This window comes from Bacillus sp. SD127, from assembly GCF_058566445.1.
This window is the reverse complement of record NZ_CP191226.1, coordinates 3,492,550-3,505,083: the sequence shown is the minus strand read 5'-3', so window position 1 is coordinate 3,505,083 and position 12,534 is coordinate 3,492,550. Positions and strand designations below refer to the sequence as shown.

General features: G+C 46.3%; 10 protein-coding genes. 7 read left to right on the top strand and 3 right to left on the bottom strand.

From position 1 onward, the window contains the following. Positions 1 to 68: 68 nt before the first annotated feature. Complete coding sequence (locus ACQVGS_RS18280) at positions 69 to 599, bottom strand: hypothetical protein (RefSeq protein WP_491830322.1); 531 nt, start codon at positions 597 to 599, stop codon at positions 69 to 71. Between the two features lie 197 nt (positions 600 to 796). Between ACQVGS_RS18280 and ACQVGS_RS18275 the strand changes: the two genes are divergently transcribed. From ACQVGS_RS18275 to ACQVGS_RS18265, 3 genes are all read left to right on the top strand, one after another. Then, entirely contained in the window at positions 797 to 1,666 is an 870-nt protein-coding gene (locus tag ACQVGS_RS18275) for an STAS domain-containing protein (protein ID WP_024120517.1), read from the top strand. Between the two features lie 155 nt (positions 1,667 to 1,821). Then, a complete protein-coding gene (locus ACQVGS_RS18270) occupies positions 1,822 to 1,989 on the top strand; it encodes a YezD family protein (RefSeq protein ID WP_024120518.1) in 168 nt (55 codons plus the stop codon). 115 nt (positions 1,990 to 2,104) lie between these two features. Beyond that, on the top strand, positions 2,105 to 2,749 hold the full coding sequence (locus ACQVGS_RS18265) for a Bax inhibitor-1/YccA family protein (protein ID WP_010333322.1): 645 nt from the start codon (positions 2,105 to 2,107) through the stop codon (positions 2,747 to 2,749). A gap of 190 nt (positions 2,750 to 2,939) precedes the next feature. Here ACQVGS_RS18265 and yetL read toward each other — a convergent pair whose 3' ends face one another. Then, positions 2,940 to 3,443, bottom strand: coding sequence for a transcriptional regulator YetL (gene yetL / locus ACQVGS_RS18260; protein ID WP_127695732.1), 504 nt, complete (start codon positions 3,441 to 3,443; stop codon positions 2,940 to 2,942). Between the two features lie 161 nt (positions 3,444 to 3,604). On the opposite strand from yetL, the gene ACQVGS_RS18255 reads away from it, so the two are divergent. Beyond that, positions 3,605 to 4,714 carry an FAD-dependent oxidoreductase gene (locus ACQVGS_RS18255; RefSeq protein ID WP_106021465.1) on the top strand — a complete coding sequence of 370 codons (1,110 nt, stop codon included), beginning with the start codon at positions 3,605 to 3,607 and terminating at the stop codon, positions 4,712 to 4,714. 33 nt (positions 4,715 to 4,747) lie between these two features. Here the strand turns inward: ACQVGS_RS18255 and ACQVGS_RS18250 are convergent, their stop codons facing one another. Then, a complete protein-coding gene (locus ACQVGS_RS18250) occupies positions 4,748 to 5,818 on the bottom strand; it encodes a DUF3900 domain-containing protein (protein ID WP_095714392.1) in 1,071 nt (356 codons plus the stop codon). A 148-nt stretch (positions 5,819 to 5,966) separates the two neighbouring features. Here ACQVGS_RS18250 and ACQVGS_RS18245 point away from each other — a divergent pair, with 148 nt between their 5' ends. The 3 genes from ACQVGS_RS18245 (at position 5,967) to ACQVGS_RS18235 (ending at position 12,533) form a co-directional block, all read left to right on the top strand. Next, positions 5,967 to 9,155, top strand: coding sequence for a bifunctional cytochrome P450/NADPH--P450 reductase (locus ACQVGS_RS18245; RefSeq protein ID WP_151174822.1), 3,189 nt, complete (start codon positions 5,967 to 5,969; stop codon positions 9,153 to 9,155). A 453-nt stretch (positions 9,156 to 9,608) separates the two neighbouring features. Continuing rightward, a complete protein-coding gene (gene ltaS1, locus ACQVGS_RS18240; protein ID WP_151174823.1) occupies positions 9,609 to 11,528 on the top strand; it encodes a lipoteichoic acid synthase LtaS1 in 1,920 nt (639 codons plus the stop codon). Between the two features lie 240 nt (positions 11,529 to 11,768). Further along, complete coding sequence (locus tag ACQVGS_RS18235; RefSeq protein ID WP_151174824.1) at positions 11,769 to 12,533, top strand: glucose-1-phosphate cytidylyltransferase; 765 nt, start codon at positions 11,769 to 11,771, stop codon at positions 12,531 to 12,533. Position 12,534: the final 1 nt, after the last annotated feature.

Here is a 12,534-nt window from a genome sequence, read left to right as displayed (position 1 = left end):
TATATCATAACCTTTATAAAGCTGAAGTAACACAGAAAAATCAGCCGGGAGAACCGGCTGATTTACCATTAAAATGAGCAGCTTACGACATCTATATGTTTTGTGTCCAATGCGTAATAAAACCAGCGGTGGTGTGAGGCATCCCAATAAAAGCCGCCGACGGATTCTCTTCCAAGAATGACTGGATAGAACCAAAATGAGCTGCCGTTGGTTAACCAAACATAGGTAAAACGGAAGAGACAAGGCTGAATGAGAACGGGTTCAACTAAATAAGCTGCCCCATGCAAGCCCTGAGGCTTTGTCGGTTTTGCCGGCTTTTTATGCGGGGGAGGACCTTGCGGCGCCCCGCCTCCAACACCGGGCCCAGCGCCTCCGCCGAAACCAGGCACGGCCCCCCCGCCAATACCAGGCCCAGCGCCTCCGCCAAAACCAGGCACGGCCCCCCCGCCAATACCAGGCCCAGCACCCCCGCCAATACCGGGTACGGCGCCTCCGCCGATACCAGGCCCTGGATATCCAACTGGGTAGCGGTAATCATATTCTACTGGAGTCCATGGATCATAGATCGGCCCATCATACATATATGGATCATAATACATATCATAACGTCCTTTCTCATAGTAAACTGTACATTTGACAGGATATGAGAGTGGGCTTATATTAGTGAATCTGCCTATGGATAGAATTGGCATGCGCTCATTGTGCAGAATCAATCCATTTTTCCCTAGTCCCATTCACAATTCCGATTTATAATTTTATAATATAAGAGCTTCTATTATGAAAAAGGAGACAGACCGTGAATATCGATCAAAAACTATATCAATATATCATAGACCATACGGCTGACATTACTGAGAAATGGTTCAGTTTACGAAGTCAGCTGCAAGGCGAATTATATTCCGCCGAGCATTTAAGTGAAGAAACCAAAAAGCTTTTGACAGAGCAGCATACGTTTACGAATATAACAATCGCAAGTGCATTCCTGGAGGAACAAACCGAATTTCAAGACAATATGGCAAAATGGGCGCTGAATGTTGCGAAAAAAAGAGTAGAGCAAGATGTTCCGGTGCATGAGGTCGTCGAAGCCATATCAAATTCAAGAATCGCATTCTGGGATGCTGTCGTTACGTTTATAAAAGAGCATCGGGATATCGTCACAAATGAGGATGCTGACCGCTGGAACCGTATTGTGAATCAGTCTTTCGATAAGCTGATTATTGAGTTTTCCGAGCAGTATCAAAAATTTATGCTGATGAGGCTCACTTCTCAGCAGGAATTGATCAGTGAATTAGGCTGTCCGGTGATTTCCATTGCGGATGGAATCGGCATATTGCCGCTGATTGGCTCTGTAGACACAAAACGTGCGCAGGTGATTTTAGAGACAGTGCCGGTCCGATGCATTGAGAGAAAAATCACAAGTCTTGTTGTCGATCTTTCCGGCGTCCCGATTGTGGATACAATGGTTGCACAGCAATTGTACAACCTGTCAAAAACACTTTTCTTACTTGGCGTCAAAGCCGTATTTTCAGGCATTCGGCCGGATGTCGCCCAAACATCCATTCAATTAGGGCTTGATTTCAGTGAATATGAAACATACGGCACGCTGAAGCAGGCGCTTGAAAACATGGGCGTCCGCTGTATTGTTGAGGAATTGGAACAAAACTAAGATGAAATCTGATTAGGCATATGACCGCCCCTTGATGAGGTGATCATATGCCTTTTTGATGTGAATAGAAATCACCATTGATTTATTGGAAAAAACATAATATTATAATTCTTATAAGAATACTATGAATTAAAACCGAACAGGGGGGAAGGTCATTGGTTTCAAAAACAACCGTTGATCCGAAAGTGATTGAAAAAATTATCAGCTCGTTGGAAACACTGGATTTCGGCACCGTTCAAATCACCGTACACGATTCCCAGGTCACACAGATTGAGAAGGTCGAAAAGCACCGTTTCTCACTGAAAAGCAAAGAATCGAAGTAAAAGAGGTGTTTAAAAGGTTTTTGTTCGACATTAAATTCTCCTTAAAACATATACATATTTCATCCATTTTTTATATAATAGACCTTTAAGATCATTTCTTAGGAGGATTATTGACATGCAAGCTACAGTTCATGAGAGTAAGCATTCGATCATGCAGCGCATTTTGACAGTGTTTATCTTTACACTGCTGATCGCAACCGTCGGGCTGTACATCGGCCAGTTTATTCCTGTCGCTTTGATGCTGCCGCTTTCAATCCTTGAAGTGGCGATGATTATTATCGCCTTCTGGATGCGCAGAAGAAAAGCGGTCGGGTATGCGTTTGTTTATACATTCGCCTTCGTTTCCGGCATTACCCTATTTCCGATTGTCAGCCACTACGCTTCAATAGCCGGCGCCTATGTGGTACTTGAAGCGTTCGGATCTACATTTTTAATTTTTGCTGTGCTCGGCACAATCGGCGCAAAAATGAAGAAGGATTTATCGTTCCTGTCGTCGTTTCTGCTCGTAGCGCTCATCGCACTAATTGCGGTTGGCATTTTCAGCATCTTCAGCCCGCTGAATTCCGCGGCGATGATGGCGTATTCCGTTATTGGAACCATCGTCTTTTCCCTTTACATCTTGTATGATTTGAACCAAATCAAACACCGCGATATTACGGAGGACTTAATTCCGGTTATGGCATTATCGCTGTACCTTGACTTTATCAACTTGTTCATCAACCTGCTTCGCTTCTTTGGCATTTTAAGCAGTGATGATTAATCAGAAAGCGCCTGTCATTAAGATAGGCGCTTTTTGTAACGGTTGGCGTTTTTTTATGTACAGTGGATTGACAAAGGTGTCCGGCATTTTTACATCTGTTCTGATCGGCATTGTGTTTGTGTTCAGCGGCATATTTGTCACCGTCCCTTAAGAAAAAGTGCTGTAGCCTGTCCAGATCGGACGGGGTTTTTTAGTCTTTAAACACGCTTAGCTTTTCAAAAAGATCGCCCAGCATATTCACGAACATGTCTTTTTCCTCATCGCTGTAGTTTTCCATAACAGCGGAAATCTTGCTGAAATGGCCGGGCAGAAATTGCTTCAGCCGTTCTTTACCTTCCATTGTCAGCTCAATGCTGATTTTTCGTTTATCCTCGTTATGATGCCTGCGACGGACAAATCCGTCCCTCGCCAGTCCGTCAAGCAGCCCGGTAATCGTTGCTTTTGTGACGCTCGATTGCTTGGCGAGCTCCGTCGGGCTTAACGTGTGGTCCTTTGCGTCGAACAAAAGCATCAGGATTTTAAATTTTCCTTCAGACAGTCCGCGTCTGGCGAAATAATGCTCCATCACATGATTCATTTTTTTCGAAATATCAAACAAAGATAAAAATAATTCAAGAGAACCGGTGTCCACATTGGAATACGTCTCGGCATGTTCTGTTATATGCTTGTATTTCGGTAAATGTTTTAATTCCATCACAATAAGCTCCCGTACGTTTGTCGTGACACGATTATAATGGAGGGAAAATCAGAACGCAACCCGTGTTGGAGATGATTGACAGCTGTTTGCCGCACATAGTAAGGTAATATAGTTAGGTACCTAACTATATACAGAGAACTGAAAAGGTGGTTATCAACATGAAACATATACTGATTGCGGGGGGCGGAATCGGCGGGCTGTCGGCAGCCATTTCTCTCAGTAAAGCAGGTTTTTCCGTCACCTTATGTGAAGCGGCTGCAGAAAACCGCAAGACCGGCGCAGGGATTCTCCAGCCGCAAAACGCACTGGCGGTGTTAAAGGAGCTGGGCGTATTTGAAGAGTGCTGCGTGCATGGATTTCAAACAGCGTGGTTTAAAACATTTGATAAGCAGGGGAATCTATTATTCAAAGTCAGTGAGTCTTTCTTAGATGATAAGCTTCCGGGCCGCAATAATATTCTGCGAAAAACGTTAAATGATATTCTCATCAAGCATGCCGAAGCTTCGGGTGCAAGGATCTTGTGGGGGAAAAAGATTGTGGCTTATGAAGAAACGCCTGAAGCGGTTACTGCCATATTTGATGATGGAGAAAAGATGCAGGCCGACATTCTGGCGGGCTTTGACGGCATTCATTCCATTGTGCGGGATGCCATGCTGCAAAAAGAAATAGAAAAAGAGTTTCTCGGCATGGGGGCGTGGCGCTTTTATATTGAACTTCCCGATTACACATTTGAGGACGCGACATTGATGTACAGAAGCGGAGAGACACAAATCGGCGTCGTGCCGCTTGCGGAACACGCCGGCTATGTTTTCGTCCTTCAGCCTTGCGCGAGCGATTATTGGGATGAGGAAGAGACCCGGTTTGATAGAGTCAAAGAGATCCTCTCAGGCTTTCCGGGGCTCAATTTTGTCACAAAGCATATGTCAAAAGAGCATCCCGTCATTTTTAACAAGCTTGAGCAGGTTGCGGTGCAGGATCCATGGTACAAAGGCCGCGTCGTCATCGGGGGAGACGCCGCCCATGCCGGAGCGCCGACCCTCGCACAAGGAGCGGCAATGGCCATCGAGGATGCCATGGTCCTCGCCGAAGAACTCAAAAACCACGACGGCATCAAAACCGCATTTCATGCATACTACGAAAGAAGAGCGCCAAGAGCGCTCAAAGTGCAGGACTTATCTTCAGAAATCGTCCGCCGCGGGCTGAAAGGCCAGCCGGGAGCGGAAGAGCTGATCGGGGAGTGTTATGCGGTGTTGAGAGAAGGATATTAAATAGGAAAAGTCCAGAATTGAATTCTGGACTTTTTATTCTTGCTCTGTTTTATTCCGTATCCGCTCAATCACCTCATGCAGCCCCTCCGGTTTATAAAACTCCACCGGCGAACTGCCCTTCTCAAACGAAATCGTCTCCGCTTCAATCAGCGCGACATAGCGCCCGTTCACCTTCGCAAGATGAATCGATTCGCCAAAATCAGCTAGCAATCCCTTAATCTCGGTTTCTCCGACTTTCATTTTCAGCTCGGCTTCCGGCGTGTGCTCGATGATCTGGGCGGAGGCTTCGATCACTTGATGCGTGTCGAGGCGTTCTTGGATTTCCCGTTTTTCGCTCGCTTCCCAGATTTCGATGTCTTGTTCAAACTGCTTGAGCTCTTCACTGTTGTCCTCAAATGTCTCATAGACGTGCTCCTGCACCATGTTCATGACCTGGGTTTTCATGATTTCCGGCATTGATTCGCCGTACTCAACGAATTTCAGGAAATCCTCGAAATAGCGGGCGTGCGAGGCTTGGTGGATTTTCAGCTCGCCTTCCTCGACCATTCCTTCCTCCGGCATGAACGGGTATTGGATACTCTTCATGTTTTTTGTCGTGATGGCCATTTCGACTTTTTTAATGAGGGAAGACGCGTCTGAGATGCGGGCCACCTTCGGCTCAAAATCACATTTCATAATGAAGACAAATGACTCGTCGAAGTACTTTCTCGGCACAGCCGAAGCGACTAAGAACACACCGCCGCGGACCGCGCTTGTATCTAGGTACGTGCGGACGAACTGTTCGCTCAGCTCGTTAAAGTCCTCTTTTGTTTCCGCCAGGCGCGCGCGGTTGAACATGTTGTAGTTCGGGTTGGAATCCAGCTCGTGGCCGGGTTCGACGATAAAATGGCCGATTTTCGTCGGCACCTGCTCGGACTGCGGATGGCGGTCGGCTTTCCGTTTGACGATTTTTTTTAGCTCTCCGTCAAGAAAGTCCTTCAGTTCGCTTTCTTCAAATTCCTCTGTATCAAGGGTCTGGAAGTGCTTGAATTGCTTGTTTGCCTGCTCATCCTTGCCCTCCACCTGTATGACATAAAAGGATAAAAATCGAATTTCAAAATCCATATATGAACTCACCTTATTTGCGTATTGTACAGCTTCTCAAGTATAGAAAAAACAATGATCAGGCGTCAATCAGAGAAATGGAATAATCGTCACCATGAAAGGGAAATGTAGTCAGATAGAAAGCATTACATACGAAAGGAATGGTTCGATGAAGGAAACAAACCCGATTCCTCAGCCGAAGACGTTTGGACCGCTCGGCAATCTTCCTTTAATTGATAAAGATAAACCGACCCTGTCACTGATCAAATTGGCGGACGAGCAAGGCCCCATTTTTCAAATTCACACACCGGCGGGCACGACAATTGTGGTGTCCGGCCATGAACTCGTAAAAGAAGTTTGTGATGAAGAGCGTTTCGATAAAAGCATTGAAGGCGCTTTGGAAAAAGTTCGCGCGTTTTCCGGTGACGGATTGTTTACAAGCTGGACGCATGAGCCTAACTGGAGAAAAGCGCACAACATTCTCATGCCGACGTTCAGCCAGCGGGCCATGAAGGATTATCATGAAAAAATGGTTGATATCGCTGTTCAGCTGATTCAAAAGTGGGCTCGGCTCAATCCGAATGAAGCAGTCGATGTCCCCGCTGATATGACCCGGCTGACGCTGGACACAATTGGGCTATGCGGGTTTAACTATCGTTTTAACAGCTACTACAGAGAAACGCCTCATCCGTTTATCAACAGCATGGTGCGCGCGCTGGATGAAGCGATGCACCAGATGCAGCGGCTTGATGTTCAGGATAAACTCATGGTCAGAACAAAGCGCCAATTCCACCACGATATACAAACGATGTTTTCGTTAGTCGACAGCATTATTGCAGAGCGCAAGGCGGATGGGGATCAGGATGAAAAAGACTTGCTCGCCCGGATGCTGAAGGTGGAAGATCCGGAGACCGGGGAGAAGCTTGATGATGAAAACATCCGTTTTCAGATCATTACATTTTTAATTGCCGGCCATGAAACAACGAGCGGCCTGCTTTCGTTTGCAATCTACTTTTTATTGAAGCATCCCGACAAATTGAAAAAGGCGTATGAAGAGGTCGACCGGGTGCTGACGGATGCAGCGCCGACCTATAAACAAGTGCTTGACCTGAAATACATCCGGATGATTTTAAATGAATCATTGCGTCTATGGCCGACGGCTCCGGCTTTCAGCCTTTATCCAAAGGAAGATACGGTCATTGGCGGAAAATATCCGATCACAATCAAGGACAGAATTTCTGTCTTGATTCCGCAGCTTCACCGCGATCAAGACGCATGGGGAGAGGATGCGGAGGAATTCCGTCCAGAACGGTTCGAACATCAGGACCAAGTGCCTCATCATGCCTACAAGCCGTTCGGGAATGGACAGAGAGCCTGTATTGGCATGCAGTTCGCCCTGCATGAGGCTACACTTGTGCTTGGCATGATTTTAAAATATTTCACTTTGATTGATTATGAGAATTATGAGCTTGATATCAAACAAACGCTGACACTTAAGCCCGGTGATTTTCACATCCGGGTTCAAACACGAAATCAGGAAGCGATTCATGCCGGCGTTCCGTCTGAGGAAAAAGCGGCGCACGACGATGAACAAAAGGGCAAACAGGAAACGAAAAGTGCTTCGGTTATCGGTCTCAACAACCGGCCGCTACTCGTATTGTACGGCTCTGATACAGGCACCGCGGAAGGCGTCGCCCGGGAACTTGCAGATACAGCCAGTCTTCACGGCGTAAGGACTGAGGTTGCGCCCTTGAACGATCAGATTGGAAAACTGCCGAAAGAGGGAGCCGTTGTGATCGTCACCTCTTCCTACAATGGAAAACCGCCAAGCAATGCGGGGCAGTTTGTGCAGTGGCTTGAAGAAATACAGCCGGGTGAGCTTGAGGGTGTCCATTATGCGGTGTTTGGCTGCGGAGATCATAACTGGGCAAGCACGTATCAGTACGTACCCCGAACGATTGACGAGCAGCTAGCGGAAAAAGGGGCGACCCGTTTTTCTGCACGCGGAGAGGGCGATGTGAGCGGTGATTTTGAAGGACAGCTTGACCAGTGGAAAAAAAGCATGTGGTCGGACGCCATCAAAACCTTCGGACTCGAGCTTAATGAAAACGCTGATAAGGAGAGAAGCACGCTGAGCCTTCAGTTTGTCAGGGGGCTGGGAGAATCCCCATTAGCCCGGTCGTATGAAGCGGTTCACGCATCCATTGCGGAAAATCGTGAACTCCAGTCCGCAGACAGTGGGCGCAGCACCCGCCATATTGAAATTGCGCTGCCTTCTGGCGTCGAATACCGGGAAGGTGATCACCTTGGCGTTCTGCCAAGGAACAGCCGGACAAATGTCAGCCGGATTCTTCACAGATTCGGCTTAAAAGGAACTGACCAAGTTACACTGACGGCAAGCGGGCGCAGCTCCGGGAATCTGCCTTTGGATCGGCCTGTCAGCCTGCATGATCTGCTCAGCTACAGCGTCGAGGTGCAGGAAGCGGCAACTAGGGCGCAAATACGCGAGCTGGCCGCATTTACCGTCTGTCCGCCTCATAAACGTGAATTGGAAGATATGACGGAAGAGGGCGTTTATCAGGAACAAATTTTGAAAAAACGGATTTCCATGCTGGATCTGCTCGAACAATATGAAGCATGTGAAATGCCGTTTGAACGGTTTTTAGAGCTTTTACGCCCGTTAAAACCGCGGTATTATTCGATTTCAAGCTCTCCGCGGGTGAATCCGGAACAAGCCTCGATAACTGTAGGCGTTGTGCGCGGGCCGGCTTGGAGCGGCCGCGGCGAATATCGCGGAGTGGCATCGAATGACTTGGCGGAGCGGAAGGCGGGAGATGATGTCGTGATGTTTGTCCGCACACCGGAATCCCGATTTCAGCTTCCGGAAGACCCTGAAACACCAATCATCATGGTGGGGCCGGGAACAGGGGTTGCGCCATTCCGCGGATTCCTGCAAGCTCGGTCAGCTTTAAAACGCGAGGGAAAAACGCTCGGCGAAGCCCATCTTTATTTTGGCTGCAGAAATGACCGCGATTTTATTTACCGGGATGAGCTTAAGCAGTTTGAACAAGACGGAATTGTTACTGTGCACACGGCTTATTCCCGTAAAGAAGGCATACCGAAAACGTACGTTCAGCACCTCATGGCGGAACATGCGGAAACCTTAATTTCGATCCTCGACCGCGGCGGCCGGCTTTATGTATGCGGTGACGGCAGCAGGATGGCGCCTGATGTGGAGGCCGCGCTGCAAAACGCATATCAGTCTGTTCATGGCACCAGTGAAGAAGAAGCGCAAAACTGGCTCAAACATCTGCAGGAAACAGGCATGTATGCAAAGGATGTCTGGTCAGGGATTTGATTGTTTTTACAAAGGACTGGAAAGATCCAGTCCTTTTGTTATGTCCTTTTTAAAAAAATGTGATCTCGCTAAACGTCTGTGCATACAATAACCACAGTCCGCCTGATGGGCGGGCTGTCCTTAAGACCTATTTCTCGTTTTTGCTAGTTTATGTTATTCTTATACTCGGTATCTATTTCTTTTTTTCCAAAAGCGGGCATGACAAAAGAAACCTTTTTTATTTACGAGAAAAAAAGTGAAACGAATTGAGGGCTTCTTTCGTCCAGTGTTTGGTTTGAAATAGGTGTAATAGAAATGGTATGGTGCAAAACGTAAATATCCCGGTATAGCGCGGTATATTTATTTGTTGTGTGATGCCTTGATTTTGTTTGGAAAGAAGGAATTGAAAGACAGGATAAAAGAGAAGGTAAAAGTAAATAAAGACTTAAAGTGTTTAAGAAAGTAGAGGTTGCCATGAAGAAACTTTTTTCTTACAAACTTAGCTTTTTTGTGTTGGCTGTTATACTGTTTTGGGCAAAAACGTATTTATCCTACAAAACAGAGTTTAACCTTGGGGTAAAAGGCACAACCCAAGAAATCCTTTTGGTGTTTAACCCGTTCTCAAGCGCCGTCTTCTTTTTAGGACTGGCTTTGCTTGCGAAAGGGCGAAAATCGGCTATTATCATGCTGATTATTGATTTTGTGATGACGTTCATTTTATATGCAAATATTTTATTCTATCGTTTCTTTGATGATTTCTTAACGTTCCCGAACATTAAACAGTCCGGTAACGTCGGAAACATGGGAGACGGTATTTTCAGCATCATGGCCGGTCATGATATTTTCTATTTCTTAGATATTATCATCTTGATTGCGGTACTGATCTGGAGACCTGAATTCAAAGGATTCAAAATGAAAAAACGTTTTGCGTCTTTGGTGATCCTTTCCGGGGTCGCACTGTTTTTCATCAACCTGCATTTTGCGGAAAAAGACCGCCCGCAGCTGCTGACAAGAACGTTTGACCGCAATTATATCGTAAAATACTTAGGTCTATACAATTACACCATTTATGACGGTGTGCAGACGGCTCAAACAGAAACGCAAAGAGCGTATGCAAGCAGCGATGATCTGACAAGTGTCGAGAATTACACGACGTCACATTACGCGAAGCCGAACGCTGAGTACTTTGGTTCTGCCAAAGGCAAAAACATCATTAAGATTCACCTGGAAAGCTTCCAGTCGTTCCTGATTGATTACAAGCTGAACGGTGAGGAAGTTACGCCATTCTTAAATAAACTGGCCCACGGAGGCGAAGACGTCACGTACTTCGATAACTTCTTCCATCAGACAGGTCAGGGTAAAACATCTGATGCCGAGCTGACAATGGATAACTCGATCTTCGGCCTTCCGGAAGGCTCCGCATTTGTAACAAAAGGCGAAAACACATACCAGTCGCTTCCTGCGATATTGGATCAGAAGGAAGGCTATACAAGCGCCGTCCTGCACGGTGACTACAAATCGTTCTGGAACCGCGATCAGATTTACAAACATATCGGCTATGACAAATTTTTCGACGCAAGCACGTATGACATGTCAGAAGAAAACATCATTAATATGGGGCTCAAAGATAAGCCGTTCTTTACAGAATCGATTCCAAAACTTGAATCTTTGAAAAAGCCGTTTTACGCGCATTTGATTACCTTGACAAACCATTATCCGTTTAACTTGGATGAAAAAGACGCGACGATTAAGAAAGCGACGACTGGCGATAATACAGTCGACAGCTACTTCCAGACTGCCCGTTACCTTGATGAGTCCCTTGAGCAATTCTTCAAGGAACTGAAGGAAGCAGGTCTGTATGACAACTCAGTCATCATGATTTACGGTGACCACAATGGGATTTCTGAAAACCATAACCGCGCGATGAAAGAAATTCTCGGAAAAGAGATCACAGATTATCAAAACGCGCAAAACCAGCGTGTGCCTCTGATGATCCGCATTCCTGGCAAAAAAGGCGGAGTGAACCATACGTATGGCGGCGAAATTGACGTCATGCCGACACTTCTTCACTTGCAAGGTATTGATTCTGAGAAATATATCAACTTCGGTACCGATTTATTCTCTAAAGACCACGACGACACAGTGGCGTTTAGAAACGGCGACTTTGTAACGCCGAAGTACACATCTGTCGACAATATCATCTATGATACGAAGACAGGTAAAGAAGTAAAAGCGAATGAAGATACGAAGAACCTGAAAACGAGAGTGACACAGCAGCTGAAGCTTTCAGACAGTGTCCTTTACAAAGATTTGCTGAGATTCCACAAACTCAGTGACTTTCAAGCCGTTGATCCTTCTGATTATCATTACGGCAAGGAAAAAGATATCGAATAAGACAAAGAAGAGCCTTGAGCGGGCGCATTGCCGCGCTCAGGGCTCTTTTTTTGTGTGGTTACATAACCAAGTTGAAAAAATAGATTCCATTTGGTCACCAAGGCCGCCTCTCTCTCATATCATTACAGTAGATTTTGAAACCGGTATTGGAATCGGACAAATTATCGGGGAAATGCCTTGATAGATTGTACGGAGGTACCAAGGTTTCGAACTCAATATTCATAGAGATGAGGGGTAGAGATGAAAGCGGTCATTCTCTGCGGCGGAAAAGGAACGAGAATGAGTGAGGTCACAAATGAACTTCCTAAACCGCTCGCCATGATAGGCGGAAAACCGATTCTATGGCATATTATGAAAATCTATCAGTACTACGGAGTGAACGAGTTTATTCTGCTTTTAGGCTACAAAGGAGAAAAAATCAAAGAATATTTTCTGAACTACGAATGGAAGCACAACAGCCTCACGCTCGACAGTTCTACAGGAGAGGTGCAGATGCTGGGACAGCCTGAAACGTGGAAAATCACATTTTTGGAGACAGGGGAAGACACGCTGACAGCCGGAAGAATCTTGCAGGCGAAGGACTACATCGGCGATGAAACGTTTATGCTCACCTATGGGGACGGGCTGGCCAATATCAATCTTTTTCATCTCATCAGCTATCATCAGACAAAGGGTGCTACCGCGACTGTCACCGGCATTGATAAAGTCTCGCAGTTCGGCACCTTGACGGTTGAGGATGGCATAGCGAAAACATTTTCTGAAAAGACATCGAGTGACGGCATCATCAATGGCGGATTTTTCGTTCTCAATCCAAAGGTTTTCGATTATTTGCCGGAGGACGGAAACGCCATGTTCGAAGATGAACCGCTGAAGAACCTTGCGAAAGACGGTGAACTTGCCGTGTATCGCCATTACGGATTTTGGACGGCAATCGATACGTATAAAAATCTTTTGGAAGTCAACAAGCTGTGGGATCAAGGACAACATGTATGGAAGGTATGGTGAA